At 62.7% G+C, this 26,479-nt stretch carries 25 protein-coding genes and 1 pseudogene; 12 read left to right on the top strand and 14 right to left on the bottom strand.

Features of this window, described 5'->3' with window-relative positions:
* The first annotated feature begins 160 nt into the window (after positions 1-160).
* The 6 genes from F8N82_RS13900 to F8N82_RS13875 all read left to right on the top strand — a co-directional run bounded on the left by F8N82_RS13900 (position 161) and on the right by F8N82_RS13875 (position 6,211).
* A complete protein-coding gene (locus F8N82_RS13900) occupies positions 161-1,204 on the top strand; it encodes a methyltransferase (RefSeq protein WP_038995867.1) in 1,044 nt (347 codons plus the stop codon).
* Entirely contained in the window at positions 1,204-2,094 is an 891-nt protein-coding gene (locus tag F8N82_RS13895) for a VOC family protein (RefSeq protein WP_038995866.1), read from the top strand. The genes F8N82_RS13900 and F8N82_RS13895 overlap by 1 nt, the downstream gene beginning before the upstream one ends.
* Before the next feature lie 81 nt (positions 2,095-2,175).
* On the top strand, positions 2,176-3,186 hold the full coding sequence (locus F8N82_RS13890; protein ID WP_052251530.1) for a formylglycine-generating enzyme family protein: 1,011 nt from the start codon (positions 2,176-2,178) through the stop codon (positions 3,184-3,186).
* Positions 3,187-3,215: 29 nt separating this feature from the next.
* Positions 3,216-3,812, top strand: coding sequence for a GTP cyclohydrolase II RibA (gene ribA / locus F8N82_RS13885; protein WP_095162572.1), 597 nt, complete (start codon positions 3,216-3,218; stop codon positions 3,810-3,812).
* Between the two features lie 29 nt (positions 3,813-3,841).
* Positions 3,842-5,533, top strand: coding sequence for a WD40 repeat domain-containing protein (locus F8N82_RS13880; RefSeq protein ID WP_038995865.1), 1,692 nt, complete (start codon positions 3,842-3,844; stop codon positions 5,531-5,533).
* A gap of 18 nt (positions 5,534-5,551) precedes the next feature.
* Positions 5,552-6,211 carry a class I SAM-dependent methyltransferase gene (locus F8N82_RS13875; protein WP_038995864.1) on the top strand — a complete coding sequence of 220 codons (660 nt, stop codon included), beginning with the start codon at positions 5,552-5,554 and terminating at the stop codon, positions 6,209-6,211.
* 47 nt (positions 6,212-6,258) lie between these two features.
* On the opposite strand, the gene F8N82_RS13870 is transcribed toward F8N82_RS13875, so the two are convergent.
* A complete protein-coding gene (locus tag F8N82_RS13870) occupies positions 6,259-6,987 on the bottom strand; it encodes a class I SAM-dependent methyltransferase (protein WP_038995862.1) in 729 nt (242 codons plus the stop codon).
* A gap of 33 nt (positions 6,988-7,020) precedes the next feature.
* Complete coding sequence (locus tag F8N82_RS13865) at positions 7,021-8,448, bottom strand: MFS transporter (RefSeq protein ID WP_038995860.1); 1,428 nt, start codon at positions 8,446-8,448, stop codon at positions 7,021-7,023.
* A gap of 183 nt (positions 8,449-8,631) precedes the next feature.
* Between F8N82_RS13865 and F8N82_RS13860 the strand changes: the two genes are divergently transcribed.
* The 3 genes from F8N82_RS13860 to F8N82_RS13850 all read left to right on the top strand — a co-directional run bounded on the left by F8N82_RS13860 (position 8,632) and on the right by F8N82_RS13850 (position 9,890).
* Positions 8,632-8,952: a YbjQ family protein gene (locus F8N82_RS13860; RefSeq protein WP_038995859.1), complete on the top strand. Its 321-nt coding sequence runs from the start codon at positions 8,632-8,634 to the stop codon at positions 8,950-8,952.
* A gap of 163 nt (positions 8,953-9,115) precedes the next feature.
* The gene (locus tag F8N82_RS13855) at positions 9,116-9,301 is read left to right on the top strand and encodes a hypothetical protein (RefSeq protein ID WP_038995858.1); all 186 of its coding nucleotides are present in this window, start codon (positions 9,116-9,118) and stop codon (positions 9,299-9,301) included.
* 286 nt (positions 9,302-9,587) lie between these two features.
* Positions 9,588-9,890, top strand: a complete 303-nt coding sequence (locus tag F8N82_RS13850) for a hypothetical protein (protein ID WP_038995857.1) — start codon at positions 9,588-9,590, stop codon at positions 9,888-9,890.
* Here F8N82_RS13850 and F8N82_RS13845 read toward each other — a convergent pair.
* From F8N82_RS13845 to F8N82_RS13830, 4 genes and pseudogenes are all read right to left on the bottom strand, one after another.
* Positions 9,881-10,303 carry a group II truncated hemoglobin gene (locus tag F8N82_RS13845; protein WP_038995855.1) on the bottom strand — a complete coding sequence of 141 codons (423 nt, stop codon included), beginning with the start codon at positions 10,301-10,303 and terminating at the stop codon, positions 9,881-9,883. The two genes, F8N82_RS13850 and F8N82_RS13845, sit on opposite strands and share 10 nt — an antisense overlap.
* A gap of 442 nt (positions 10,304-10,745) precedes the next feature.
* Positions 10,746-11,908, bottom strand: a protein-coding gene (locus F8N82_RS13840) for an IS3 family transposase (protein ID WP_338918746.1) whose coding sequence is annotated in 2 segments (ribosomal slippage) — positions 10,746-11,653 and positions 11,653-11,908 — 1,164 coding nt in all. Because the reading frame shifts where the segments join, the coding sequence is not laid out codon by codon here.
* Between the two features lie 459 nt (positions 11,909-12,367).
* A pseudogene (locus F8N82_RS13835) lies at positions 12,368-13,573 on the bottom strand (ISL3 family transposase).
* Positions 13,574-13,737: 164 nt separating this feature from the next.
* Positions 13,738-14,070, bottom strand: a complete 333-nt coding sequence (locus F8N82_RS13830) for a hypothetical protein (protein WP_080764764.1) — start codon at positions 14,068-14,070, stop codon at positions 13,738-13,740.
* 361 nt (positions 14,071-14,431) lie between these two features.
* Between F8N82_RS13830 and F8N82_RS13825 the strand changes: the two genes are divergently transcribed.
* The gene (locus tag F8N82_RS13825) at positions 14,432-15,922 is read left to right on the top strand and encodes a DASS family sodium-coupled anion symporter (protein ID WP_038995853.1); all 1,491 of its coding nucleotides are present in this window, start codon (positions 14,432-14,434) and stop codon (positions 15,920-15,922) included.
* Between the two features lie 75 nt (positions 15,923-15,997).
* Here F8N82_RS13825 and F8N82_RS13820 read toward each other — a convergent pair whose 3' ends face one another.
* The 8 genes from F8N82_RS13820 to F8N82_RS13785 form a co-directional block, all read right to left on the bottom strand.
* A complete protein-coding gene (locus F8N82_RS13820; RefSeq protein ID WP_038995852.1) occupies positions 15,998-16,543 on the bottom strand; it encodes a cupin domain-containing protein in 546 nt (181 codons plus the stop codon).
* 72 nt (positions 16,544-16,615) lie between these two features.
* On the bottom strand, positions 16,616-17,824 hold the full coding sequence (locus F8N82_RS13815; protein WP_052251528.1) for an MFS transporter: 1,209 nt from the start codon (positions 17,822-17,824) through the stop codon (positions 16,616-16,618).
* A gap of 95 nt (positions 17,825-17,919) precedes the next feature.
* On the bottom strand, positions 17,920-20,421 hold the full coding sequence (locus F8N82_RS13810; protein WP_052251527.1) for a TonB-dependent siderophore receptor: 2,502 nt from the start codon (positions 20,419-20,421) through the stop codon (positions 17,920-17,922).
* Positions 20,422-20,507: 86 nt separating this feature from the next.
* Entirely contained in the window at positions 20,508-21,461 is a 954-nt protein-coding gene (locus F8N82_RS13805) for a FecR domain-containing protein (protein WP_038995850.1), read from the bottom strand.
* Positions 21,458-21,988 carry a sigma-70 family RNA polymerase sigma factor gene (locus F8N82_RS13800; protein ID WP_038995849.1) on the bottom strand — a complete coding sequence of 177 codons (531 nt, stop codon included), beginning with the start codon at positions 21,986-21,988 and terminating at the stop codon, positions 21,458-21,460. The genes F8N82_RS13805 and F8N82_RS13800 overlap by 4 nt, the downstream gene beginning before the upstream one ends.
* A gap of 88 nt (positions 21,989-22,076) precedes the next feature.
* Entirely contained in the window at positions 22,077-23,330 is a 1,254-nt protein-coding gene (locus tag F8N82_RS13795; protein WP_038995848.1) for an OprD family porin, read from the bottom strand.
* Positions 23,331-23,462: 132 nt separating this feature from the next.
* The gene (locus F8N82_RS13790) at positions 23,463-23,993 is read right to left on the bottom strand and encodes a cytochrome b (RefSeq protein WP_038995847.1); all 531 of its coding nucleotides are present in this window, start codon (positions 23,991-23,993) and stop codon (positions 23,463-23,465) included.
* Complete coding sequence (locus F8N82_RS13785) at positions 23,990-25,036, bottom strand: catalase family peroxidase (RefSeq protein WP_038995846.1); 1,047 nt, start codon at positions 25,034-25,036, stop codon at positions 23,990-23,992. Before F8N82_RS13785 ends, F8N82_RS13790 begins: the two co-directional genes overlap by 4 nt.
* A 131-nt stretch (positions 25,037-25,167) precedes the next feature.
* Here F8N82_RS13785 and F8N82_RS13780 point away from each other — a divergent pair, with 131 nt between their 5' ends.
* Together F8N82_RS13780 and F8N82_RS13775 are read left to right on the top strand one after the other, a co-directional pair.
* Positions 25,168-25,677 carry a sigma-70 family RNA polymerase sigma factor gene (locus F8N82_RS13780; RefSeq protein ID WP_038995845.1) on the top strand — a complete coding sequence of 170 codons (510 nt, stop codon included), beginning with the start codon at positions 25,168-25,170 and terminating at the stop codon, positions 25,675-25,677.
* The gene (locus tag F8N82_RS13775; RefSeq protein WP_038995844.1) at positions 25,674-26,423 is read left to right on the top strand and encodes an anti-sigma factor family protein; all 750 of its coding nucleotides are present in this window, start codon (positions 25,674-25,676) and stop codon (positions 26,421-26,423) included. The genes F8N82_RS13780 and F8N82_RS13775 overlap by 4 nt, the downstream gene beginning before the upstream one ends.
* The last annotated feature ends 56 nt before the right edge of the window (positions 26,424-26,479 follow it).

The following is a 26,479-nucleotide window of genomic DNA, read 5'->3' as shown; positions in this document are numbered from 1 at the left end:
AAGATCAAATTTGTGTTTTCCTCGGTAGCGACTAGCATCATTTCTTAGTTTTGCGCCTGTGGCCGCAGTGAGCCGCGTCAACAGCCAGAACTTCGCCGTGCATTGCTAGGCCATGGGCCTGAAGCATTTAGGGAAAGAAACTCAACAGGGAAGTGAGTGTATGAATGCGCAAAAACCGGTCACCATCTATGAACACGCCGAAGAGGCCAACACCCTCAACGGTGTGTTCGACCTGGTGAAGCTCTCTGACCAGTATCGCCAGTCGGCGATCCTCCACGCGGCAGTGGCGCACAAGGTGTTCGACCACACCCGCGCCCCGGTCAAGGCCGAAGCGGTGAGCCTGGCGCTGGGCTGGGTGGCCAACAAGGGCAAGATTTTCCTCAATGCCCTGGTTGCCATGGGCCTGCTGCAAAAAACCGACAAAGGCTTCGTCAACTCGCCGTTGAGCGAGCGCTTCCTGGTCAGCAGCAGCGCCGAATTCATCGGTCCGATCATTGCCCACCAGCGCCTGCAATGGCAGAACTGGCCGCGCCTGGGCGAGATTCTCAGCACCACCCAGTCGCTGGATTTCCAACAGGAAAACCGCTTCAAGCATGATGTCGCCGCTCGTGATGCATTCAACGATGCCATGGTTCGCTTCAGCCAGCCAATGGTCGATGTACTGCGTGAGCTGTCAGTCTTTGACCAGGCCAAGCGTGTGATCGATCTGGCCGGGGGCCACGGCACCTATATCGCCGAGATCGCCCGTCGCCATCCGCAGGTCAGTGGCGAAATCTGGGACCTGGACGCCACCCGCCAGGCCGCCCAGAGCACCATCGGCAAATATCAACTCGAGCAGCGCCTGAGCTTCAAGGAGCGCAACCTGCTCGACCTTGCGCGTTATCAGGACGCGCGCGCCGACGTGGTGATGCTCAACGACTGCCTGCATTACTTCACCCGCGAACAGACCACGGCGCTGATCAAGGGCGCTAGCCAGTTGCTGGAAAACAACGGTGCACTGCTGATCCTCAGCATGACCCTGGACGAAGACGAGATCCACCCGGCGCTGTCGGCGGATTTCTCGTTGCACATGATGGTCAACACCGTGAATGGTGAGTTGCACCCGACCCGCTGGCTGGCAAAACAGCTGCAGGATCAGGGCCTGAGCGTCGACCAGGAGCCGATTGGCCGCTACACCCTGCTGGTCGGACGGAGGACGCACTGATGCTCAAGTTCATTCTGTTGCACCCAGCCAACCCGGACGGGCGGATGCTGACCCTGATCGGCGAGTTGGGCCAGGTGGCCAGTGCGGCCGGTTTCGAACTGCACGCCACGGCGCAGTTGGCCCGCCAAGGCGAGGCGGATGGCCTGATCGTGTTGCTGGCAAGTGATCAGCATGCGGCACTTGGCGCGCAATTCAAGGCGGCCGAAGCCCTCTATCGCAATACCGCGGTGACCCTGGTACGCCTGGCTGACAGCCAGGGCCGGGAGCCTGCCGCGGAGGGTATCCAGCAGCAGTTGCTGCAGGCTGCGGCCTGTTTCGTCTATCCCTACGGCCTGACGCAACTGCACCAGCCGCTGGCGAACGACGCCTTGAAAACCTGGCTGGCCGGCTACGCCAAGTTCACCGCCGCGGTGAAGATGTGGCGTGCCCTGGAAGGGGTATCGATCGATGCCGCGGCGCTGGCCCGCCAGCAACCACAGCTCAATCACATCAATATCCTGGCCCGCGACCTGGAAGTGTCCCAGGCCTTCTACCGCAATATCTTCGGTGCCCGCTACTGCTACAACCTCGGCCCGCGCAAGGTGGTAATGGAACTCAACGGCTTTGACTTCTTTATCGAGCAGAGCGCCGAGTTCAGTTATCCGCCGGGCTATCACATCGGCATCCGCGCCTTGCCCGAGGACGTCAAGCGCATTGCCGAACGGGTCGTCGCCAATGGCGCAATCAAGCTGGTCAAAGGCAATGGGCCGGCGCCGGGGTATCACCATGGCCCGGACAACGTACGCAGCGCCGTGTACTTCGAAGACCCCGATGGCCTGGTGGTCGAAGTCTACAGTGCCGAAATCGAGATGATCGAAACCAACCGCCGGCTGCTGCTCGACCAGCTCTAAGGCTACCCCTGGGTACTGCGTCGTGGGCCGAACCGGGTTCGGCCCCGCCGTGGGCGTCGTTACTCAATACAAGGTGCAAGGATGAACAGTCTCAAGGATCGGCATTGGCCGCGGCTCCCCAGCCCGCTGCCCAAAGACGTTACTGACAGGGTGCTGATGGGCTACCCCGAGCAGTACCTGGAATACCCGCTGGTGGAGCAGGTCGGCCTGGCCGTGCGCGCGCTGCTCGATACGCCGCTCGAGCAGTTGCTGGAGCTGGTGCAAAGCGCCGCTGCGCCGCTGTACCGGCGCATTGCTGCAGGTGAAGTGCTGGGCCTGCGCGGCGACCCGCGCATCGATGTGTTCAACCCGCAGATGATCGACATTCCCGCCGCGACCGTGCAGATCGGCCTTGCGCCAGAGCGGGTCGCTGAAGTGATGGATGCGTTCGACGGTCTGGGCCTGGACCGCAGCTGGATCGAGAAGGAAACCCCAGTGCACAGCGTTGCGCTGGACAGCTACCGCATCGCCCGCTTTGCCGTGACCAACAGCGAATACCGGGAGTTCCTGCTCGACACCGGCCACCCGGCGCTGCCCAGCAGTTGGGCCTTCGGCCGCTACCCGCAGCAGCGCGCCAACCACCCGGTGTACAGCGTCAGTGACAGCGACGCCGATGCCTACGCGCAGTGGCTGAGCCTGCGCACCGGCCGGCGCTTCAGCCTGCCGACCGAAGCACAATGGGAACATGCCGCCGCCGGGCCCCAGCGCCTGCAGTTTCCCTGGGGCGAGAGCTTTCACGTCGAGTACGCCAACACCGTTGAGCTGGGCTACCTGGACAGCACGCCGGTGGGGGTTTTCCCCCAGGGCGCCTCGGCGTTCGGTGCGCTGGACATGGCCGGCAACGTCGAGGAATACGTCGCCGATGACTATCGGCCGTACCCCAGCGGCCCGCAGATCAACGACGACCTGGTGCTGGATGTCGGTCGTCACCGAATCGCCCGTGGTGGCAGCTTCACGCGCTTTCGCGACCTGGCGCGCAACCCTCGGCGACATGGGCGTTACCCGCGACCGATCTATGTCATGGGCTTTCGCCTGGTAGAAAACAACAACTGAGTTATCTGTCAATCGTGCGAGGTTTGATCATGAACAACGACGTTTCGCTGCACACCAAGGTGCCGATTTCGATCCTCGGTGGTTCGGTCGACGCCCACTTCTTCGGCTTCAAGGGCTTTGACAAGCACAACGAGCATTTTGCCGTCGGCATCAACCTGGACAAGGCCCAGGTGCCGCTGGTGCGGGTGCACTCGGAATGCATCACCGGCGATGTGTTCGGCTCCCAGCGCTGCGATTGTGGCCCGCAATTGCAGGAGGCGCTGAACACCTTGAACGTGCAGGGCGGCTACCTGATCTACCTGCGCCAGGAAGGGCGCGGCATCGGCCTGTATTCCAAGTTCGAAACCTACCTGTTGCAGGACCGCGGCCTGGACACCTACGAAGCCAACCTTGAGCTCAACCACCCCGCCGATTCGCGCAGCTTCGCCCCGGCGGCACAGATGCTCAAGGCCTTGAATGTGCACTGCTGCCGCCTGTTGACCAACAACCCCGACAAAGTCCAGCAACTGCGCGATGGTGGCATCGAGGTCATCGACCAGGTGCCGACCGGGGTGTTCCTGACCCAACACAACCGCAATTACCTGCTGTCGAAGGTGGCCAAGTCCAGCCACTCCATCAAGCTCTGATTGTTCTCTGAAGAAAAAAGGATTTTTCGATGAAACACATAGGCCCCATCAGCGGCATTGCCGCCCATGCAGCAGAGTTCGTCGCCACCGCCGGCTACGACAACCAGGTCATTTTGTGGAATGCCCGCACCGGCTTGCCCATTCACCGTGTACACCATGATCACCTGGCCAACCAGTGTGCCTTCAGCGCAGACGGCAAGCACCTGGTCAGTGCCAGCAGCGATTACACCGCGCGGATCTGGGAAGTGCCGAGCATGCGCCTGAAGGCGGTGTTGTCTGGCCATGACGACGATGTCGAGATGGCGGTGTTCTCGCCTGACGGCACGCTGGTCGCCACCTGCTCGCGTGATCACGTACTGCGCATTTTCGACCTGCAGGGCGAGCTCAAAGGCAGTTTTCATGGCCACCAGGCGGACGTGATTTCGGTGGTCTGGTCACCCGACGGCAAGCGCCTGATTTCCAGCAGTGACGACGGCACCGTGCGCCAGTGGGACACCGCCAGTTTCGCCCAGTGCGATGAAGTGGACATTGGCGGCGTCGAGACCGACACCATCGCCATCACCCGCAATGGCGTAGTGTTCGCAGGCGACGACGAAGGGCGCATCTCGATCATCGGCCAGGGCCAGGTGCGCAGCGTTGCCGCCCACGCCGCCGGGATCAAGCGCATCGTCTGGAACGATGACAAGCAACTGCTGGTGACCCTCAGCTACGACCGCTCGGCGATCCTCTGGCGCCTCGATGCCCAGCACACCCTCAGCAAGCTGCGCAGCACTGCGCTGCCTAGCATCATCTGGCCACGCAGCTGCGCTTTTGTCGGTGAAGAAGAACTGGTGTTCGCCACTTTCGGTTCGCGCTATGCCACCTGGAACTACGAGCGTGACCAGTGGAGCATCGACGGTATTCAGCCGGCGGTCAGCATCAATGCCGTGGTCAGTGCCCAGGGCCAGCAGTACAGCATCGGCGATGCCGGCTTGCTGTTTCGCGACAACAAACCGGTGACCGGGGTCGGTAGCCTGTGCAACTTCCTCCAGCCCTTCGGGCCGCTGCTGTTGACTGGCGGGCAGATGGGCCAGGTCTTCGATGCCTTCACCGGGCAGCTGCTGTATCAGCACCGCTCGCCCCTGAACTGCGGCACCACCTTTGAAAAGGACGGCGTGCTGCATGCGCTGATCGGCACCTACACCGGCGAAGGCCTGGTGTTCATCCTCGATGGCCGTGACGGCCTGAAACTGGTGGCCTCGATTGCCATGCACGACAACGCCATCAAAGGCGTTGCGGCCAACGATCGCTACCTGTTCAGCGTCTGCGCCTCGGCCGATGCCGCGCTGCACCGCATCGATGACTTCAGCTGTGCCCGCCATATCGACAATGCCCATTCGCGCATTTCCAATGGCTGCTGCCAGATCGCCGGCGGCTTTGCCAGCATCGGCCGCGACCTCAAGTTGCGCCTGTGGCTGGAGAGCGGTGATGAGGTCTACGACTCGCCGCACCAGCACTCGATCAAGTGCATCGGCGCTTCGGCCGACGGCGCGATCATCGCCACGGCTGCCTACAACGGCACGGTGGCGCTGTTCGACCTGGGCACCCGCAGCTGGCAGCCACTGCAGCGGCCCACCGCCAGCGGCATTTCCTGCATCACCCACAGCGGTCAGCAGCATGATTTTCTGGCCAGCTCCTATGACGGCAACATCTATGGTATCGCCGCCCGGCGTGCCTCCTGAGTGCGAGGAGATCGGTCAATGAGCAAGCAGGCAGTGGATTTCATGGAGCCTTCGGCGTACCGCAAGGCCCTCGATACCTCGTTCGTGCACCGCTATAGCCACGGTGAAGACGAGTGGTCGTGGGACATCGGTATGGCCAAGGCGGCGCGGGTGTTCCTCGCGGCACTGGGCGACCCGCCCGACCAGCGCATCCTCGATGTGGGTGTCGGGCGTGGCCGCGATGCCTCGGAGTTCATCCAGGCCGGACACCGGGTCACCGGCCTGGACATCGTCGAGAACTCCAGCTGGCCGCTGTTGCGCAAGCGCTGGGGCGAGCGCCTGGAACTGGTCAAGAGTGCCCTGCAGGACTGGCAGCCAGCGGATGGCCGGCGGTTCGACGCAGTGCTCGACAATGGCTGCTTCCACCATCAGCACCCTGATGAGTGGGATGCGTACCTGGCGCATATGCGCAGCCATGTGCGCAAGGGCGGCCTGATTGCCCTCAACGTGTTTGGTGTCGACAGCAGCAACCCGGTACCGGGCTGGCGCGAGATGGACAATCAGCGCCAGGGCTACTTCTTCACCGAGCAGGGCATCCGCGACACCCTCGAAAGCTACGGCTTTGCCTGGCAGGAGCTGGTGGTGATCGAGCGTCAGCATGGCGACGCCATGTACCTGCTGGCGCTGGTACGCAACTGAGCGGGACCACGGCCGGGCCCTGACGCATCAGGGTCTGGCCGTGGTGTTTACTTCCTGCAGATCAGGCCGATCTGCAGGCTGTTGCTTTCGAACTCATCCCAGTAGCCCGGTTCGCGGGCTTCTTTGCGTTGCTTGCTGATCAACGGCGCGATCCAGCGACAGTCGCTGAAGCCTGCGGCTTTTGCCGCGTCTTCATACACGTCCTGACGCCAGCGGTAGTAGGTGAAGTCCGCTGGCGGCGTGGACATGAACTGGGCCTTGCAGCGATAGCCGCCGTTCACGGCGCTCTCATCCAGCACGCTGATGCCGTAGCGGGTGAAGTTGCCCTTGCCCAGGTCGAACGCCGGGTTGGCCGTGTAGGCGATCAAATGGCCGCCGGGCTTGAGGTTCTGCGCTGCCGCGCTGAACATCCGCCCCAGGTCCTCGACGCTGCTGGCGTAATTGAACAACCACGCTGCGGTGACCTTGTCGTAGGTGCCGATGCGGCCCATTTGCGTGACGTCGCGTACTTCGTAGGCAATGCCGTCGTTGGCCTGGCGGGCCTGGTAGATCATGCTCGGAGAAAAATCCACGCCGCGCACATGGGCAGCGCCCCAGTCCTTGAGCTGACGGCTGAAAAAGCCTTGTCCGCAGGCCAGGTCGAGAATGTCCAGGCCCTGCACGTTGCCGACCATGTAGCGAAAGGTGTCGACTTCGACCCCGCGCTGGCTGGCGTGGCTGGTGAAGTCTTCGAACTGTTCGCTGATGCGCTCATACACCTGCTTGGCTTCTTTCATCGGCTGCTCCTTGCGTGGGGATGGATCAATTCATCAGGCCAGGGCCTGGGCCGGGCTGCGGGTAATGCGCCAGGTCATCAACAGGGCCAGCAGCGGCGCCAGGGCGAAAACGCCGAACAACCAGCTGGCCGCTTGTTGAGCACCGGCGATACCACCGGGCTCGACCAGCCCGGCGCTGTTGCTGACCAGACCGGCCAGTGCCGCGGCGAGGGCGGTGGCGTAGAGCTGGACGGTGGTGATCGACGCCGAGGCGAGGTTCTCTTCGCCCGGGCGGGCAGCGCCGAGCACCCGGGTCAGCAGGTGCGGCCAGCCCAGGCCGATGCCCATTCCCACCCCGGCCAGGGCCAGGCAATACAGGGCCAGGCCCCAGGCTTGGGCCAGCCAGGGCCGTTGTGGGGTCATCAGTGCCAGTGCCAGCAGGGCGATGAAGATCAGCGCCGGGCCAAAACGGATCATGCGCTCGGCCGCAGCAGCGGTGCGGCTGGCGCTGAACAGCGCGGCGACGGTCCAGCCAGCGGCCATGGCGGCGGTCATGTAGCCGGCCGTCAGAGGGCTCAGGCCATGTATCTCTTGCAAGAAGTAGGGCACGAAAATCTCTGTGGTAATCGCCGCGATCAACAGGCACATCACCGCATACAGCGCACCCAGCGGCGTACCCAGGGCGTAGGCGCCCGTGGGCAATAAACGTCGACCGGGCGTGTGGTCCTGGCGCGCGATCAGCACGGCAATGGCCAGGCCCGCGCCGATGCCAATCAGGTTCCAGAGCAGTTGCGTCGACAGGCTGGCGGCGGAAATTGCCAGCACCGACGCCACCAGGCAGGCGATCAGACCATAAGGGGGGCGGGCTTGGGAGCGGGCCACGACCTTATTGTTCAACTGGCTGATGACGATCAGCGCCAGCAGCGCCGCCACCGGCAACAGCGACCAGAAGGCCCAGCGCCAGTGGCCGCCCTGGGCAAAAACACCACCTACTGCCGGCCCGCACAGGGTGGCCACGCCCCACATGCCGGACACCAGGGCCATGGCTCGCGGCCACAAACGCTCGTCGAACACCAGGCGGATCAGGGCGTAGCTCAGTGCAAACAGAATGCCGCCGCCCAGGCCCTGAACGCTTCGGCCAATCAGCAGTACCGGCATGCTTGGCGCCGCCGCGCAGATCACCGAGCCCAGAGCGAACAGCGCCAAGGCCAAAAGAAACGCGGCACGTGCGCCCAGGCGTTCGATCAGTTGCGCTGACAGGGTCGAGCCGATAATCGAGGTGGCGACGAACAGCGTGGTGCTCCAGGCATAAAAAGCCAGGCCACCGATGTCGGCAATCACGGTTGGCAAGATGGTAGTGACGATATAGACGTTGATCGCATGCAGGGCCACACCACCGGCCAGGGCGATCGAGCGCAGGGCGTTGCGCCCGTGCAGCAATTGGGCCCATGAAGCGGGGGCGGGGGTGTGGGCGGTATTCATGCGCGGCTCCTTCGCAGGTGGGGCTTCGAGTGGCTGAAAGTTTAGGTGCAGTTACACTGTTACACAATGTATTGCTTGTATAAATAGCCCGCGCTCCAGGCGTCGGGTTTGCTACCATCGCGTTTTTTTCGCCCGCTCACTGACGTGTCGGGCGGCTGACAGGCAAGACCGAAGGAGAGCAGTATGATCATCACCACCACAGGGACCATCGAAGGCCGGGAAATCGCGGCTTATCTGGATGTGGTCAGCGCCGAGTCGGTCCAGGGCATCAATGTGGTTCGCGATATGTTCGCCAGCTTTCGCGACTTTTTCGGTGGCCGTTCACAAACCCTGGAAAGCGCCCTGAAAGAAGCACGCATTCAGGCCACCGACGAAATCCGTGCCCGCGCACGCAGCCTGCAGGCCGATGCAGTGGTGGGCCTGGACTACGAAATCAGCATGCCGTCGGCGCGTGGTGGCATGGTCGTGGTGTTCGTCACCGGTACTGCGGTGAAGCTCAGGTAAGCGCCAGGGTGCGACAAAAAAGCCCGGCCATTGGTCGGGCTTTTTTGTCTTAGCCCGTGCGGTCCGTAAATGACCGGCTAGTCTCAGAATCACTAGGGTCAGTGCTTTTCTGGGCAATCATCTGCTTGCCGGTACTGATCCGCTGTCGGAGGGAGACTGGGGCATGATTGAATCTTACATCGAAGACCACGGCGACGATTTTCCAATCAACAGTGTGGTGCGTTGCGGTCAGAGCGGCTATCGGCTGGGCTTTGCCAACATGACACTGGATGACGCACAGGTGCGTCTGAACGCACTGCCGCGTAGCAAGAAGGGCAAATTCACCCCGCGCTTGCCCGCGAAGAAGTGATCGAATCGTCCACAACCCCGCCCAACGGCGGGTTTTTTTGGCTCTTCACGGAATCCAGGGTTGGGATGTTGAGGCTGCGAGTTTATCCATTCAGTGTGGGGCCAACAGCGGCGCCACACCGAATGGATAAGCCCGCAACCCAACCCAAGACTCATAGCCCCCGGGATTCCGTGAAGAACCTTTTTTTTTGCATTGTTTGACCTTGCGCAAAGGTTGCGCGGCTCGTGCTCGCCTGATCCCGGGTTGTGTGCCTTACTAGTGCCGCCATCAAGACAGGAGCCATTCGATGCGTATCAGGGAAGAAACCTACTGGAACTGGGCTGACGCGCAACTGCACAGCCGCAGCCATGACGAACAGCTCAGTGACGGCATTAGCATCGATGTACAGGTGAGGTTGTCGCGTACCGGCGCCACCCAGCTGTTCCTCGGCATCTATACGCGCCAGGGCAAGGCCCTGGTCGAGGAGTATTACGACAATCGCCCCGGCGAAACCATGACCCGCGCCATGGTCTGGGGCGTTGACCGTGCCAGGGCGCTGGCCACCGGCGCCTTGCCACTGGAGAAGGCGCCGCTGCGCCGTCAGGCCTGAGGGTGACGGGCGCGGCTGGCCTGGACGATGCGCTCGGCCGGCACGCGCAATTGGCGCAGCAGGTACTCGGCGAACTCGGCAGAGTAATCCTGCAGGGCAATCGCCTGCGCCATGCAGCCCAGCCAGATAGCGCTGTGCTGTTCATCGATCGGCCATTGGGCATGGAAGCTCGGGATGGTGATTGGCCCATAGCGTTCACTGAACAGCCGCGGGCCACCGAGCCAGCCACTGAGAAAACAGGCCAGCTTGTCGCGCGAGGCTTCAAGGCTTTGTGGGTGCATCTGGCGCACGGTTTGCGCCTGGGGATTCTCATCCATCAAACGGTAGAAGTCATCGACCAGGCGGCGCAGGCCGTCGATGCCCCCTGCGGCCTGGTAGGACGCATCAGCGGTTCCGAAAGCAGGTTGGCTCATAAGTGGGCTCTGGGCGCAAAAGCGTCATTCTAGCCGGGTAGCGGGGCAAATAAAAAAGGTTCTTCACGGAATCCTGGGTTGGGGGGCGCGAGCTTATCCATTCGATGTGGCGCTGCTGCTGGCCCCTTCCGCCTTTACGGCGGGTCCCTTTTGTCTTGGCAAAAGGAACCAAAACCGCCTGCTCCTGCATACGGCCCTACGCTGCGCTTCGGGTCCCCTCGCTACGGCACCTTCCGGGGCATCGCGGCCTACGACTTGCTACGCCAAGTCTACGTCTCGCGTCTTCGGCTGACGCCGAAGGTGCTGCGCACCGCCCCTACAGGCACCTCCGCTCGGCCTCCTGAAGTCGCCTTTCGCGGCGCCTGGAAGTGCGTGCATGAAGATCAAAACCAAAACCAAAACCAAGCAAGTCGTTCCTAGCTTTGGCTTCAGTATGTAGTGGTCAACTAATCCCGGACACTGCGTTAAGTTTCTCCTCGGCCACAGCGGGCGCCAGCCCGCTGTTAAATTGATGTGGCCGTTGCCAGTTGTAGCGCTGCATCAAAAACCGGCCGATATCCTGCTGTGCCAGCGTAGCGCTCATGTAGCCCACGCTCGGTACCCATTCTGTTTTCAGACTGCGAAACAACCTTTCCATCGGCGCATTGTCGTGGCAGTTTCCGCGCCGACTCATGCTCTGTGTGAAGCGATAACGCCACAGTCGCTGGCGGAAGCTTCGGCTGCCGTATTGGCTGCCTTGATCGCTGTGAAACAGCACACTCTGTGGCCGACCACGCTGTTCATAGGCCATGTCCAAGGCCTTGATCACCAAGTCGGCATCGGGCTTCGATGAAAACGCCCAGCCCACCACGCGGCGGGCGAACAGATCAATCACAGCCGCCAAATAGTGCCAGCGACCTTGAGCCCAGACATACGTGATGTCACCACACCAGACCTCATTGGGTGCCGATACGCTGAACGCTCGATCCAGCACGTTCGGAATATCCGGCCGCTCGACCGTCGCCTTTTTGTAGGCATGTGAGCCGGGTTGCTTGCTGATCAACTTCATTTCGCTCATCAGCTTGCGCACCTTGAAACGCCCGATTTCTATGCCGTCCTCGCGCATCATGAACATGATGCTTCGACTGCCTGCGGCACTGCGGCTTTGGGTGAACAATTCGTTTACACGGCTGCGTAAAACCAGCCGCTCAACGTCGGGAGTTCGCCGTTTTCGGCAGTGCGCGTAGTAGCAAGATCGGGTGACTTCAAATACCGAGCACAACAGATCAACAGGCTCTTCAGAGCGGAGCTGATCGATTAACGCGAACGCTCGTGTTCCTCGGCCATCAAGAGCGCGGTGGCCTTTTTTAATATAGTTTTTTCCCGTTCCAGCCGATTGATCCGAGCTTCCAGCTCCTGGATTTTTTGCTGCTCGGGCGTGAGCGCCTTACTGGTCGGAGTGACACCGCCTCGTTCTTGCTGGAGCTGGTTGACCCAGCGGCGCAGGGCAGACTCAACCAACCCTAGTGAGCGAGCTGCTTCGATATGGCTGTAGCCCTGATCGAGCACCAGGCTGGCGGCTTCTCGCTTGAACTCGGGCGTAAAGGTACGGCGTTGCTTGGTCATCAGACACCTCTCTGTGGCGAGCATTCTCGCCTAAATGGGTGTCCGGAATCATTAGACCACTACAGTATGACTGCGGCAGAATCTGATTTCGCAGATACGTCAGTGTAGGCGCCGCCCGTAACTTCGCGACTTCAGGAGGCTGAGCGTAGGTGTCTGGAGGGGGCTGGTGCGTAGCACCCTTCGGCGTCAGCCGAAGTCGCGAGACGTAGACTTGGCGTAGCAAGTCGTAGGCCGCGATGCCCCTGGAAGGCACCGTAGCGAAGGAACCCGGAGCGCAGCGTAGGGCCGTATGCTGGAGCGAGCGGTTTTGGTTCCTTTTGCCAAGACAAAAGGGACCCGCCGTAAGGGCGGAAGGGGCCGGCAGCAGCGCCACAGTGAATGGATAAGCTAGAAACCTCAACATCCCAACCCAAGGATCATAGCCCCCGGCAACCCGTGAAGAACCATAAAAAAGGTTCTTCACGGAATCCCGGGAAAGACGCTCTTGATCTTCATGAAAAAGAATTCGCTATCCCGGTAACCATACGCCATCCGCTTGATGACCTTTATTCGATTGTTTATTCCTTCCAGCTGACCCGTGTGCATCGGCCAGCGAACCCGGCTTACGATGCCCCGCCAGTAACCCTTTAGCCGTTTGGCGAACAGGATCAGAGCCGGTATCGCGCTTTCATGAGCGTGGCGCAGCCATTGCTTTCATGCCGATCTCCAGTCCCAAGCGGTACTTGGCGTGCAGAGCGTTTTGAGTTCAGCCTTCATCAAATAGACCGTCATCAACGCTTGGTTGGCCGCCAGCAAATCCTGCAAGTGGACCTGCTGTTCCGGCGTTTTCAGGTTCTGCGGGTTGCGCAGAAGCAGCCATCGAGCTTGCTTGATGACCTTTCGAGCAGGCTTGTCATGACGTAGCCGATTAGCTTCGTCGACTCGTACCCGATCAATCACCTCTCGACCATATTTGGCCACCACATGGAAGAGGTCGTAGACCACTCGCGCTTTTGGGCAGTGCTGGCGAACCTCCAGGTCAAAAGCGGTGTTCATGTCCATCGCGACCGCTTCGATTCGAGCGCAACCCTCTGGCCCCAGCTCTTCAAAGAATGGCCTGACAACCGCACGGCTGCGGCCTTCACCGACCCATAGAACTCGTCGTGTATCCGCATCCAAGACAACGCTGGCGTAACGATGCCCTTTGAACAGCGCGAACTCGTCCATGACCAGACGTCGCGGTTGCGCCTTTGGCAAAGTGCTCAACGCCGCTTGCAAGGCTCGACGCTCCAGCAGCCGAACGGTGTCCCAATGCAGCCCAAACAGTTGTGCCACATGTAACGTGGGAAGACGTTCGCAGGCTTGAATGACTGCCTCTGCCAAACGGCGCGTCATGCGGGCATAGCGATCCAGCCAACTAACGGCCTCCATGCGTTTGCCACAGTCACGACAGCCAACACGCCTGAGCAAAACGCTGAGGCGCACGGCACGACCGAGAATGGGCAAATCACGAACGACTCGCTCGCAATACTCATGAGTGGTTGAACAGGGCTTTTGGCACCCACCACAGGAAGGGAATCGGGTAGCGTGGGGCGTCAGATCGATCTGTAGAGCATCGCCATCAGGCTTGATCGTGACGACAGAAAAGCCCTCCCAAAAAGGAAGGAAAGTATTAATATCACGCATAAGAACGCCGGTTTGTTAGATGTGTTTGCTCGCACGAACATCATCAATCAAATCGGCGTTCTTGTTTCTGTGTTTCCCGGGATTCCGTGAAGAACCATAAAAAAGCCCAATCCGCGTGGATTGGGCTCAAGCGTGGCTGGGGCCGTGCAGCGCCCCAGCGACTCTTAGCAGAGACGGTCGATCACCGCGACGCCTGGGGTGTCCTGCAGTGCAGGCCACTCGCTTTGCAGGGTCTGCAGGACCCGCCCGATGTACTGTTTGTCGGCGGCGGCTTTCTTGCCAACGTAGCCCTGACCGCGCCGGTACATCTTCAGGCGGGCACGCATGTTCGGCTTGCGCTCTTCGAACTCGGCTTCGTCGGTCATGGTTTCCAGGCTGTCCAGGTGAACTTCGCCTGTGTCGCAAACCCAGAGGATGTGGCTGTCGAGAGTGTCCTTGCGCGCGGCGAACAGCCGGGCCAGTTCGTCAACAGTCGGTTGATTGTTCAGATTCATCATAAAGCCCCCTTGACCATTCGTTGTTTGTTCGCACTTGGCGCATAACATGTAGCGTTAAATGAAAGCTGCTACAGCAGCGTCACAACTGGGGGCTTCTACACGCTGCCTTTTGGGCAGTACCCATCCGCACACAGCTCATGGATCTGTCGAGCTGCCTGGAACACCCTTGCCAGTACCCCCGATCGGGGAGACGACCTCATCATGCAAGGGCCGACGAATGGCGTCAACAGGTTTTGTAGTGTTTTTTTAGCGCACTACATATTGTCCGACAATGCTTTGAATTCAGGGCATTGATGCGTATCAGTCCACGCTAAAGCGATCTGCAGGATCATGGCTGCACATGTTCTGCAGGGAGTTACCCATGAATTCGCCGGCCAATGCGCCTGTCTCACAAACCGCCAGAACCCGCGTGCCCATTGGCCTGCTGGTGGGTATAGCCGCCCTGATCGGGGTGTTGCTGTTGCCCATGCCTGCCGACTTGCCGGTGGCCGGTCACCGGGTGCTGGCGATCCTGGCGTTCGCCGTGGTGGTCTGGATCAGCGAAGCGGTGTCGTACGAAGCCAGCGCGATCATGATCACTTCGCTGATGGCCTTTCTGCTCGGCACGGCGCCGACGGTAGCCGACCCCTCGGTGATCTACGGTTCCTCGGCGGCCATCACCCTGGCCCTGACCGGTTTTTCCAACAGTGCCCTGGCCCTGGTGGTCGGCGCCTTGTTCATCGCCGCGGCCATGACTCACACCGGGCTGGATCGGCGCATTGCTTTGGTCACGCTATCAAGCATCGGTGTCAGTACCCGGCGCATCCTCCTCGGCGCCGTGGCGGTCACCGTGCTGCTCAGCCTGGTGGTGCCCAGCGCCACGGCGCGCAGTGCCTGCGTGGTGCCGATCATGATGGGCGTGATCGCCGCCTTTGGCGTCGACAAACGCTCGAACATCGCCGCCGGGATCATGATCATCGTCGCCCAGGGCACCAGCATCTGGAACATCGGCATCCAGACCGCCGCGGCGCAGAACCTGCTGACCGTCGGCTTCATGGACAAGATGCTCGGTGCGCGGGTGTCGTGGATCGACTGGCTGATCGCCGGTGCGCCGTGGGCGCTGATCATGTCGGTGGTGCTGATCGTGCTGGTGCTGAAAATGCTGCCGCCCGAGAGCGACGCGATTCCCGGCGGCAAGGCGGCAGTGAGCAAGACCCTGGCGGAACTTGGGCCCATGACCGGCGCGCAGAAACGCCTGCTGGGTGTGTCGCTGCTTTTGCTGTTGGCCTGGGCTACCGAGGGCAAGCTGCATCACTTCGATACCACCTCGACCACCTATGCCGGCTTGGTGATCCTGCTGCTGCCACGGCTTGGGGTGATGACCTGGAAAGATGTGCAGGCGCGCATCCCCTGGGGCACGGTGATTGTCTTCGGGGTCGGCATCAGCCTGGGTACCACCTTGCTCACTACCCAGGCCGGACAATGGCTGGGCGCGCAGGTGGTAGCCCATACCGGGCTGGATCAACTGGGTACCCTGGGGGTGTTCTCGATCCTCGCGGCATTTTTGATTCTGATCCACCTGGGCTTTGCCAGCGCCACCGCGTTGACCTCGGCACTGCTGCCGATCCTGATCGCCGTATTGCAGACCTTGCCGGGTGATTTCAGCCGCCTGGGCATGACCATGGCCCTGGGCTTCGTGGTCAGCTACGGCTTTATCCTGCCGATCAACGCACCGCAGAACATGGTCTGCCTGGGCACCGAGACCTTCACCGCCAAGCAGTTTGCCCGGGTGGGGATTTTGGTGACCTTGATTGGCTATGGGCTGATGCTGGTGTTTGCCGCTACCTGGTGGCAGTGGCTGGGCTGGATGTAGCAGCAAGATTCATCGCGGGGCAAGCCCGCTCCTACACAGATCCTGTAGGAGCGGGCTTGCCCCGCGATCGTATTCTCAGAAATTCGCCGGGGTGTTGGCGCTGATGATTTCGGCCTCATCCTGGCCAATGTTCTTGAAACTATGGGGCAGGGTGGTGGGGAAGTAGTAACCGTCACCGGAGTTGAGGATGCTGACCTGGCCATCCACCCGCAACTCGATGGTGCCACGGGTCACCAGGCCGCACTCTTCGCCCTCGGCATGCACGATCGGCTCGCCCGAATCGGCACCCGGTGCATACAGCTCGCGCAACATGCGCATCTGCCGGCCCTCGACACTGGCCCCCACCAGCAGCATGCGCAGGCCGCTGTTGCCCAGGTCTGGCTGCTCGTTGGAGCGGAACACAAAGCGCTCTTCGCGGATCGGCTCGTCGAAACTGAAGAACTCCGCCAACGACATCGGGATGCCTTCAAGCAGCTTTTTCAGGGAACTGACCGAAGGGCTGACGCGATTCTGCTCAATCTGCGAGATCGTCGAGTTGGTCAGGCCACTGCGTCGAGCCAGCTCCCGTTGGGAGAGTTTGTTGCGTTCACGCACCAGTTTGAGTCGTGTCCCCGTGTCCATAGCCGCCTTATGTGTCAAAAATTTTGGGCGAGGCATTAAAACACATTCGACCAGGCTTTAGCGGCCCGCCTGTTAGGCGGACTTTTTCGGCTGCGGCCATAGGCCTACCAGCAACAGCAGCGCAGCGACAATCAGGTACGGCAGGCGCGGATCGACGGCGTAGATCAGGGTCCCGGCCAGCGGCCCGATAACCACCCCCAGGCCTTGCACGGCGCCAATGGAGCCGGCCGTGGCGCCTTGTTCGCAGGCGTCCATGGCATTGGCCGCCAGCGCTGAGAACGCCGGGAACACCCAGCCCATGCCACAGGCCGAGAAAAAGAAACACGCCCACAAGCCCACGGCACTGGTGGCCAGGGCGCTGGCGGCAAAGCCCACGGCGGCGATGCTGGCGCCGACGCGGATCATTCGCAGCGGTGGCCACTCAAGTTTGCGCACCAGGACCTGCGAGAGGATCAGCGCCACGCCAACCATGGTCAGGGCAACCCCGGCGGTTTGCGCGGCGTCGGCGGTGCTCATGCCCAGGCGGTCGAGGGCGAAGAAGCCAACGGTAATCTGCGCTACCGACACGCTTAGCATCGCCACGAACGCCACCAGCAGCGGCCGGCGCAGGCGCGGGTCGGCCAGGCGTACCGGGCGCGGTGGCTGCTTGAGGTGCAGTTCCTGGCGCTTGAGCTTGAGCAGCAGCACCAGGAACGCCAGCATCGGCAGCACCGCCATCACATAGAACGGCAGGCTCAAACTGAAGCGTGCCAGCACCGCCGCCAGTGCCGGGCCGATGACCAGGCCAAAGGCGTTGGCCGCCCCCAGCGAAGCCATGGCCCGGGCGCGATGTTGCGGTTCGATGTTGTCGGCAATCAGTGCCGCACCGCCGACCGGCAGGGCAGCGTAGAAGGCGCCGATCAGGCCGCGGCCAAGCACCAGCCCGGCAAAGGCCAGGGCGGCGCTGGGCAGCAGGTGCAAGGCGGTATCGATGAACAGGCACAAGGCCCAGTAGGCGGCGGTGAAGCCCGCGGTGCCGAGCAACAGCACCTTGCGCCGGCCCAGGCGATCACTGGCCCGGCCCCAAGGGCGCGCCAGAAGCATCCAGATCACCCCGGCCACCGTCACTGCCGTGCCGGCCTGCCAGGTGGCCAGGCCGAGCGTACGGGCAATCGGGCCGATCAGCGAGACGAAGGCCATCATCGCCATGGTACAGGCCATGTTGGCCGCCAGGAGCGGACGTAGATCGAAGGTAGAGCGCTCGGGGGAGGCGAGCACGGCAGGATCCGTTGCAGTGGGCATGGGCAATCCAGGGCAGATGAGGGCAAGGCGGTCGACGACCGGGAAAAAAATGATAACGACTATCATCAATCAGCGTCGACCGCAAATCACCCGCGTCAGAAATCGCCTTTGAGGGTCACCATGAAATGACGCGGCTCACCGTAGAAGTTACCCCAGGCCAGGGCGCCGACACTGGAGTAGTAGTGCTTGTCGAACAGGTTGTTGCCGTTGACGGCAATGCTCCAGTTGTCGTCCAGCTGGTAGCCCACGCGCGCGTTCCAGATCGCGTAGCCGGGCTGTACGGTTTTCGCCGCGCGGTCCTGGTAGTGGTTGTCGCTTTGCGCATTGACCCCACCGCCCAGGCTCCAGCGCTGCAGCGGGCCATCCAGCTGGTAGTCGGCCCAGACCCGCAGCAGGTGACGCGGCACGTAGCTGGCAGTGAAGGTCGCGTCCTGGCTGGTGCTGTTGGTCTTGAGGTATTCAAGCTCGGTATAGGTGTAGCCGGCCAGTACCTGCAGGCGCTCGGCCAGCTCGCCGCTGAGTTCGGCTTCGAAACCCTGGGCGCGAACCTTGCCCTTGTCGCTGTAGCAGTATCCGTCGGAGGAGCCGGCACAGACCGAGTCATAGTCGGCTTCGGCGCGGTGCGCCTCGATGGTGCGGAACAGGTTGAACGCTGCGTTCAGGCCGCCATCGAGCCATTCGCCCTTGATCCCCAGCTCATAGTTGGCGCCGGTCTTGGGTTGCAGCGGGCTGCCCTCGGTATCGGTATAGGTGCCCTGGGGCTGGAAGATGTCAGCGTAGCTGCCGTACACCGACCAGGTGTCGTCCAGGTCGTAGATCAGCGCGGCAAACGGCGTCACCTGGCCGTTTTCCTGGCTGCGATCATGCTGCCAGTAGTCCCAGGCCTGGGTGTAGGAATCACGCTTGCTGCGGTACCAGCTGACTCGGCTGCCAAGCACCAGGGTCAGCGGCTCGGCCAGTTTCAGGCGCAAGGTGGCGTAGGTGCCGATCTGCCGGGTGTCGCTTTCCACCGGCAGCGGGCCGCCACGGTAGGAAGCGGTCTGGTACAGGCTGTCGGGCGGCTTGGGAATGTCGCGGTTGGGCGCGAAGGGGTCCATGGTCACGCCGAGCAACTGCGTCATGTTGATCAGCGCATAGGTGTCGCGGCCCTTGGCGCGACTGGCGTTGGCGCCGACGATCAGCTCGTGCTCCAGGCCCCAGGCGGTGAATTTGCCGTCCAGGTAGGCGTCCATGCCGTAGTCGTGCTGGTCGTAGTCGAACAGGCCGGAATACACCTGGTTGTTGGCCGCGGTGCTGCCGACCGGCACGCTGCCCAGGGTCATGGCGTACTGGATGTCCTGGGTGTTGTGGCTGTGCATGGCGGCGACTTTCAGCAGCCACTGGTCGTTGAAGTGGTGGGTGAGGTCGGCGAACAGGTTCACGCGCTGGCTTTCCCAACTGTTCCAGGTCGCGCCCAGGCAGGTTGCGCGCGACAGCTTCAGGTCCGAACCCTCGCTGTAGCGCGGCAGGCCCTGCCAGCAAGGGGTGGCATTGAGCTTCTCGTAGGCGGCGCCGATGCCGAGGGTGGTGGCGTCGTTGAAGTCGTAGTCGAGCGCGCCGTAGACCACCTGGTCGTCGCGCTTGCCCATGTCATAGAAGTACTGGCGATCCTGCCCGGTAACCACCAGCCGGCCGCGCAGGCTGCCGGACTCGTTGAGCGGGCCGCCGGTGTCGAGCTGGGCACGGTAGTTGTCCCAGGAGCCCGCCGAAAGGCTGACGCTGGTCGCGGCCTTTTCCTGCCCGCGCTTGCGGATGAAGTTGACGCCACCGGCGGAACTGCCCGAGCCCTTGAGCATGCCGGCGGCGCCGCGCAGCACTTCGACGCGGTCGTAGTAGGCCATGTCGCTGGCAAAGCTGTTGGCCTGTACGTAGTTGCCACCCAGGTCCAGCGGCACGCCGTCGTACTGGTACTGGCCGGCGAGCATGAAACCGCGCGAGTAGAAGTATTTGCCGCCCATGGGCGAGTCATGCACGGTGATCCCCGGGGTTTTCTCCATCACCTGTTCGAGGGTGTTGAGGTTCTGCTCATCCATCATCTTGCGAGTGATCACCGTCACCGACTGCGGTGTTTCGCGCAGCGAATGCTCACCCTTGGCGAAGCTGACCTGGCGCACGGTGAGGCTGTCGGTGGTTTCTGCGCTGGTGTTCAAGGTGCTGGCGCCGATGGTGGTTGCACCCAGTTCCAGCGCACCGTTGCTGGCCGGCAGCGGGCGCAGCGAGTAGCTGCCGTCGGCCTGGCGGTAAGCCTGCAGGCCGCTGCCGGCGAGGATCCGGCTCAAGCCTTCGAGTACCCCGAAGCGGCCCTGCAGGCCAGGGCTATGCTGGCTGGCGGTCAGTTGTGCGTCATACGACAGGTTGACCCCGGCCGCGGCGGCAAAGCTGCCCAGCACCCGGCTCAGGGAACCCGCTTCAATGGCGAATACCTGGCCGCTGCTGGCGCTGTCGGTCTCTGCCGCCTGGACCATGGCGACGGGTAGCAAGGGCAGAGCCAAGGTGGCGGCCAGCAGGTGGCGGCCGATCAACTGGGGAAGGAGGGCACGGGGGAAGCGGGGTTGCATGGAAATCCTCTTCGTTCGCAAATGAGATTATTTCCTACAGAGGCGGACGAACGAAAAAAAACAGGCACCCCCCGGTTCAAAAAAAATCAACTCAGATCGACATTGACCCAGAAGCGGTTGTAACGCCGCACCTGAAGCTTGAACGACGTGGCCAGGGCCGACAGCGCGGCATCGCTATCGGTGAGGGAGAAGGTCCCGGATACCCGTAGCCCGTTGAGCTCGTTGGAATAGGACAACAGCCCCGGTCGGTAGCGGCCGAGCTCTTCGAGCAGGTCGCCCAGGCGCCAGTCTTCGACGATCAGGTGCCCGCCGGTCCACGCCGCTTCGCTGCTGGCGACGGCCTGCGCGGCATGCACTACATGGCTGTCGAACTGGCAGCGCTGCCCGGCTTCGAGGTGTCGTGCCGGGGCCTGATGCGGGTTGATGCGTACCGCGTGCTCGAACACTTCGACCCGGCTGGCGGCCTCGCGCTGATCAACGCTGAAGCGCGTGCCCAGGGCTTCGACCAGGCCCTGGGCAGTTTCCACCCGCAACGGGCGTTGCTGGTTGTCTTTGCCGCTAGTAAGAAAAATCCGCCCGTGGCGCAGGCGAATAAGGCGTTGCTGATCGTCGAAGCGGATGTCCACGGCGCTGGCGGTGTCGAGCACCAATTGGCTGCCGTCGGCGAGGCTCAAATGACGAATTTCACCGGTGCCGCTGTGCTCATCCGCCAGCCAGTGTTGCGCCGGCTGGCTGCGGTAGCTGGCCCAGCCACCGAGGCCAAGGCCGGTGGCCAGCAGCAGGCCCTTGAGCACGCTGCGCCGGGGCAGGCCTTCGGCTTCGCTACGCTGCATAGTGTCGAAGGCCAGCGCCCCGGGCACACTGGCCAGGCGTCCCTGCAACTGCTCGACCCGTGCCCAGGCCCAGCGATGCTCCGCGGCGCTGGCCAGCCATACTTGCCAGGCCTGGTACAGGTCGGCCGGGGCATCGCCGGCGGCCAGTTGCACATGCCAGCGGGCGGCGGCTTTCAGGGCCTGGCGTTGGTGTTCTCGGTCAGTCATGGCTGGGCATCGTAGGCGAGCAGCAGGCAGCGCTCGGTGGTCTTGATCAGGTACTTCTTCACCGTGGTCAGCGACACACCCAGGGCTTCGCCGATTTCCACGTAGGTCATGCCCAGCCAGTTGGCCATCAGAAACGCCTTGCGCGCCTTGGCGCCACAGCCGGCCAACAGTTGGTCGATTTCACGCAGGGTTTCCAGAATCAGTACCTGCTCTTCGGTGGAGATCTGTTCGGCTTCCGGTTGCGCTGCCAGGGCTTCGAGGTAGGCGCGTTCCAGTTGCTGGCGGCGGAAATGATCGATCATTACCCGCCGCGCCACGGTTGCCAAGTAGTTGCGCGGCTCACGCAGCAGGCGCACCAGTTCCAGCGCCTCGGAGGAGGCGAGGATGCGCACGAAGGTGTCCTGCATCAGGTCCGCCGCCCGTTGTGGGCAGCTCAGGCGCCGGCGAAGCCAGTGTTGCAGCCACAGGTGATGGTGCTGATAGAGCTGGCCGAGTTCGGCATTGGGCGGTGACGGCGGTGCGCTCATCCTGGCTGCATCCCGAAAAAATGATGCAGATGATAAGCATTCCCAAAAAACTAATAAAGGGTTGTTTTCACACGGCCGTCACCAGCACTTACCAGAGGGCCAGGGTGTAGCCGACGATCAGGCGGTTCTCGTCGATGTCCGTGGTCAAGCCACCGCTGGAGCGGAAGGTGGCATTGCGCAGGCGCACGCTGACATTCTTCAGTGGCCCGCTTTGCACCACGTAGGCAATGTCGGTATCGCGCTCCCATTCCTTGCCACCACTGACACTGGCAGTTTCGATATGGCTGCCATTGACGTAGCGGGTCATGAAGCTCAAGCCCGGCAGGCCGAGGCCGGCGAAGTTGTAGTCGTAGCGTGCTTGCCAGGCATCGGTCTCGGCCTTGGTGAAGACGTTCACCGTGACCAGGTTGACCGAGTAGGGGTCGAGGCCTGGGTAGGCAAAATCGCCATCGCCGGAAAGGTTCTGGTAACCGAGGCCGAATTTGTGCGCGCCCACGCCCAGGGTCAGCATGCCGTTGAAGAAGCGGTTGTCGATCTTGCCGCCGTCGACCCGCGAGGCGGCGCGCAGGTCATGGCTGCCCTGTTCGCGGGTGTCGAAGTAACGCAGGTCGCTGCGCAGGTTGATGCCTTCGCCCAGGGGCAGGTCGTGGACCAGCCCGGTGTAGTGCTGGCGGTAGATGTCCTGCATCTGCGCGTAGTAATAGCTGACGGCCAGGCGCGGGTTGATCGCGTAAGTGCCGCCGGCCAGGTCCAGGTGATTGCTCTCGACCCCGGCGTAGCTCATCTCGTCGTTGCTCGAGGAGTCGCGCAGGTTCTGTTTTTCCAGGCGGCCGAGGTTCAGGGTCAGGCCGTCGATGTCCTGGGAGGTCAGCAGGCCGCCGCTGTAGGTCGAAGGCAGCAGGCGCACGTCGTTGATCGCCGCTACCGGCAGCATTGGTTGCAGGGTGCCGAGCTTGAGGGTGGTCTTGCTGACCCGCAGCTTGGCGGTCAGGCCCAGTTCGCTGTAGTCGTCCACCGGTTCCTGGCTGGCGCCGAAGGGCAGCAGGCCGGTGCCGCGCCGGTCGCGGCTGGAGTCAAGCTTGACGCCCAGCTCACCCAGGGCATCGAGGCCAAAGCCTACGGTGCCTTCGGTAAAGCCCGACTCCATTTTCAGGATAAAACCCTGGGCCCATTCCCGCGCCTGGCTCTGCGGCGCGCCGCTCTGGCGAAAGTCGCGACTGAAGTAGAAGTTGCGTGTCTCAAGGCTGGCCTTGCTGTCCTTGATGAACTCGGCCTGGGCGATGTAAGGGGCGAATGCGGCGCACAGGCCGGCACTCACCGTCAGCGAACGGGGCAGAAGCATTGGGGCTACCTTTCTTGTTGTTGTGTAGGGCGGGTGCCGGGTGTCTCTGCTTATATTGTTAACATATTATCTTTATTTTTGAATAGACCTCTTGAGACGGGAAATGGCCAATAACGAAAAATAATTAAGATATTAATTCTTTGGCAATGGCCCTGGCCACATACTGCGCAGCACCCCGTCACGGCGTACCAGCCCGTGCACCAGTGCCGCACCCAGGTGCACCAGCACGGTGGCAAACAGTACATAGGCCAGCCAGCCGTGGGCCTGGCGCAGCAGGGCATACAACTGCAGGTCGTGGGGCAGCAGCGCCGGCAGTTGCAGCGGCAGCGGATAGCCACCGGCGGACTGCATACCCCAGCCCAGCACCGGCATCGCCAGCATCAGCCCGTACAGCAACAGGTGCGAAGCTTTCGCCGCCCAGCGCTGCAGTGGCGGCAAGTCGTCGGGTAGCGGCGGGTGCGGCAGGCTCAGGCGCAGGCCAATACGCACGACCACCAGCAGCAACAGAGCCAGGCCAATGGCCTTGTGCAGGCTGATCAGCCAGGTATGGCGTGGCGACAGGTCGCTGACCATGCTCACGCCAACGAACAGCATGGCCAGGATCAGCACAGCCATCAGCCAGTGCAGCACGCGGACCAGGGGGTGGAAGGCAACAGGTTTCATGGGCGAGCTCCCAGCTGCGCGGCTTCACGGCTGCGGCGGTTGAAGGATTCCGAGTAGGCCGCCGAGCGGGCTGCGAGGATCGGGTCGGCGGATGGCTGGATGCCACTCGGCAGAATCAGCGGGTCAAAGTTCAGGTCGCGACAGGCGCCTTGTTCCGGGGCATCGACCTGGTCGATCACCAAGGTGCCGGCGTTCACCGTGGGCCGCTGGGCAGGCCAGGGCTGGCTGGGGTCATCGACGGCATCGCCGGCTTCGGCCAGGGTCAGTTGCAGGGTCCAGCGCAGCGGGCCCTGGCTCAGGCGCTGGCGCAGGTCGTGTTGCAGGTAGTCGTTGTCATCGACCTGCGCCGCCAGTGTGGCGAAAGGCGTTTGTGGCAGCAGGCTCCAGCGCACGTACCGGGCCTTGCCGCTGGCATCGATGAGGGCAAAGGCGTTGATGCTGTTGTAACTGGAGTTGGCGAAACTGTCCGAGGGTTTGTAGTCCTTGGCCCATTGGCGAAAGGCGGCGCTCTGCGGGTGGGCGGCGAAAAACGCCTGCAGCCGCGCCGGGTCCGGCTTGCCGGTGGCCGGGTCCGGAGTCATGGCCAGCACCTGTTGGTAGAAGGCTTCTGGCGTACCTACGGCCAGTACCGGCGGGGTGTTCATGCCGGTACGCCACAGTTGGCCATCGTCGCTGCTCAGTTGCAGGGCCAGGCTGCGGGTCGGCACGCTGGCATCCGGGCTGTGGGGGTTGGCGCCGCCGATGGCGAAGCGGCCGATCACCGGCACCCTGGCCTGGCTGAACACCCGCGCGGTGGACAGGTTGGCCGCTGCGCCGCTGCTCTGGAAGTAGCCACTGACGCACAGGCCCTTGGCATGATTCTTACGGTAGCCGGGGTAGTGGCCGGCCTGGGCTTCAAAAGTATCGATAAAGCGCTTAGGGGTCAGGCGCTCGGCGCCGATCCAGCCGCCGGCATAGGCAAAGCCAGCGGCCAGGGCCGCCAGCCCGAGGCCTATGGCAGCCAGGCGCAGGGCGCGGGGGCGACCGTGTAACGGAGTGCTCATGGCGGTGATCCGGGTCAGTGAATGAGCCGGTACGACGCGTGGCGCAGAAATTTATTCCAACGCCTGGGAATAATTCTTCGCCGCCAGCGTCTGCCTCGTACACTGATCGCCTACAGGCCAAGACTGCGGCAATGAACGAACTAGACGACGAGCAATTGCGCGAGATGCTTCAGCGCCTGCGCCGCTTCGCCCTGTGGCTGACCCGCGAGGCCAGCAGCGCCGACGACCTGGTCCAGGCCACGCTTGAGCGCGCATTGAGCCGCCGCGGGCAGCAGCGCGAAGAGGGCAGCTTGCGCGCCTGGCTGTTCTCGATCCTGTACCGGCAGTTTATCGATAGTAAACGCCGCGAACGCCGCCAGGCGCGCTGGCTGGCCTGGTTCGGCCGGGGCGAGGCGGCGGGCAGCAACACTGAAGACATCGTCGTTGCCCAGTCGGGCCTGGCGGCGTTTGCGCAACTGCCCACCGAGCAGCGCGCCTTGCTGTTGCTGGTCAGCGTTGAAGGCCTGAGCTACAAGGAGGCCGCCCTGGCCCTGGATGTGCCGATCGGCACGGTGATGTCACGCTTGTCGCGGGCCCGCGCGGCCATGCGCGAACTGGCCGAGGGCAATACGCCGCCCCCGGCGCTGCGGAGGTTGAAATGAGCTTGATTCCGTCGGATCACGAATTGCACGCCTACGTCGACGAGCGCCTGGACGGCGAGCGGCGCCGGGCGGTGGAGCTGTACCTGGCGGCCAACCCCGAGCAGGCTGCGCGGGTCGACGCCTGGCGCAACGATGCCCGCCAGTTGCGTGCGGCGCTGTCCGGCTTTGCCGGGCAGGCAGCCAACCCGCGCCTGGACCCGGCCAACGTGCGCCGTGAGCTGCGCCGTCGGCGCCAACGACGCTGGGCCAGTGCCGCGGTGCTGCTGGTCACCCTGGGCATCGGCGGCCTGGGCGGCTGGCAGGTGCGCGAGGCGAGCCTGCTGGCGAGCAATCCGCCGATGGCCGATGCCGTGCAGGCCCATCGGTTGTTTGCCGACGCCAAGGCCCTCGACCTCAGCGCCCAGGACCCGGCGCGTTTGCAGGCCTGGCTGGGCCAGCACTTTGCCCATGTCGGCAACCTGCCAGACCTTTCGGCCTACGGTTTCACCCCGGTGGGCGCGCGGCTGCTGAGCAACGAGCAGGGACCGGCAGCGCTGTTGCTGTTCGAGGACGCCCAGGGCCAGCGGATCAGCCTGTTCCTGCGCTCGCCGGGCGAGCACTATGCGCGCATGCCCAGCGGTGAGCGAACTGACGGCCAGCTGCAGGCCCGCTACTGGTCGCGAGGGGACTACAACTACGCCCTGGTCAGCGCCGCGTCCGACAGCCGGAGCGAGCAATTGCGTCAGGCCCTCGATATCACTTTGTAGCTGGAATGCTATTAGGGGCGTAAGCTCGAAACCGTTGTTCCTGTCGTCATTTCACT

The sequence above is a fragment of the Pseudomonas fluorescens genome, assembly GCF_902497775.2.
GTDB classification, from domain to species: domain Bacteria; phylum Pseudomonadota; class Gammaproteobacteria; order Pseudomonadales; family Pseudomonadaceae; genus Aquipseudomonas; species Aquipseudomonas putida_F.
Note: the sequence above shows the minus strand (reverse complement) of the source record. Positions and strands in the feature narration are given on the sequence as shown.

What these genes read in the sequence shown, in the direction of transcription:
- F8N82_RS13815 (WP_052251528.1), bottom strand. Translation starts at nt 17,824, where the DNA reads ATGCCCACTGCAACGGATCCTGCCGTGCTCGCCTCCCCCGAGCGCTCT.
- F8N82_RS13880 (WP_038995865.1), top strand. Translation starts at nt 3,842, where the DNA reads ATGAAACACATAGGCCCCATCAGCGGCATTGCCGCCCATGCAGCAGAG.
- F8N82_RS13780 (WP_038995845.1), top strand. Translation starts at nt 25,168, where the DNA reads ATGAACGAACTAGACGACGAGCAATTGCGCGAGATGCTTCAGCGCCTG.
- F8N82_RS13790 (WP_038995847.1), bottom strand. Translation starts at nt 23,993, where the DNA reads ATGAAACCTGTTGCCTTCCACCCCCTGGTCCGCGTGCTGCACTGGCTG.
- F8N82_RS13795 (WP_038995848.1), bottom strand. Translation starts at nt 23,330, where the DNA reads ATGCTTCTGCCCCGTTCGCTGACGGTGAGTGCCGGCCTGTGCGCCGCA.
- F8N82_RS13875 (WP_038995864.1), top strand. Translation starts at nt 5,552, where the DNA reads ATGAGCAAGCAGGCAGTGGATTTCATGGAGCCTTCGGCGTACCGCAAG.
- F8N82_RS13820 (WP_038995852.1), bottom strand. Translation starts at nt 16,543, where the DNA reads ATGGACACGGGGACACGACTCAAACTGGTGCGTGAACGCAACAAACTC.
- F8N82_RS13785 (WP_038995846.1), bottom strand. Translation starts at nt 25,036, where the DNA reads ATGAGCACTCCGTTACACGGTCGCCCCCGCGCCCTGCGCCTGGCTGCC.
- F8N82_RS13855 (WP_038995858.1), top strand. Translation starts at nt 9,116, where the DNA reads ATGATTGAATCTTACATCGAAGACCACGGCGACGATTTTCCAATCAAC.
- F8N82_RS13860 (WP_038995859.1), top strand. Translation starts at nt 8,632, where the DNA reads ATGATCATCACCACCACAGGGACCATCGAAGGCCGGGAAATCGCGGCT.
- F8N82_RS13850 (WP_038995857.1), top strand. Translation starts at nt 9,588, where the DNA reads ATGCGTATCAGGGAAGAAACCTACTGGAACTGGGCTGACGCGCAACTG.
- F8N82_RS13865 (WP_038995860.1), bottom strand. Translation starts at nt 8,448, where the DNA reads ATGAATACCGCCCACACCCCCGCCCCCGCTTCATGGGCCCAATTGCTG.
- F8N82_RS13805 (WP_038995850.1), bottom strand. Translation starts at nt 21,461, where the DNA reads ATGACTGACCGAGAACACCAACGCCAGGCCCTGAAAGCCGCCGCCCGC.
- F8N82_RS13895 (WP_038995866.1), top strand. Translation starts at nt 1,204, where the DNA reads ATGCTCAAGTTCATTCTGTTGCACCCAGCCAACCCGGACGGGCGGATG.
- F8N82_RS13800 (WP_038995849.1), bottom strand. Translation starts at nt 21,988, where the DNA reads ATGAGCGCACCGCCGTCACCGCCCAATGCCGAACTCGGCCAGCTCTAT.
- F8N82_RS13900 (WP_038995867.1), top strand. Translation starts at nt 161, where the DNA reads ATGAATGCGCAAAAACCGGTCACCATCTATGAACACGCCGAAGAGGCC.
- F8N82_RS13810 (WP_052251527.1), bottom strand. Translation starts at nt 20,421, where the DNA reads ATGCAACCCCGCTTCCCCCGTGCCCTCCTTCCCCAGTTGATCGGCCGC.
- F8N82_RS13830 (WP_080764764.1), bottom strand. Translation starts at nt 14,070, where the DNA reads ATGATGAATCTGAACAATCAACCGACTGTTGACGAACTGGCCCGGCTG.
- F8N82_RS13890 (WP_052251530.1), top strand. Translation starts at nt 2,176, where the DNA reads ATGAACAGTCTCAAGGATCGGCATTGGCCGCGGCTCCCCAGCCCGCTG.
- F8N82_RS13775 (WP_038995844.1), top strand. Translation starts at nt 25,674, where the DNA reads ATGAGCTTGATTCCGTCGGATCACGAATTGCACGCCTACGTCGACGAG.
- F8N82_RS13825 (WP_038995853.1), top strand. Translation starts at nt 14,432, where the DNA reads ATGAATTCGCCGGCCAATGCGCCTGTCTCACAAACCGCCAGAACCCGC.
- ribA (WP_095162572.1), top strand. Translation starts at nt 3,216, where the DNA reads ATGAACAACGACGTTTCGCTGCACACCAAGGTGCCGATTTCGATCCTC.
- F8N82_RS13845 (WP_038995855.1), bottom strand. Translation starts at nt 10,303, where the DNA reads ATGAGCCAACCTGCTTTCGGAACCGCTGATGCGTCCTACCAGGCCGCA.
- F8N82_RS13870 (WP_038995862.1), bottom strand. Translation starts at nt 6,987, where the DNA reads ATGAAAGAAGCCAAGCAGGTGTATGAGCGCATCAGCGAACAGTTCGAA.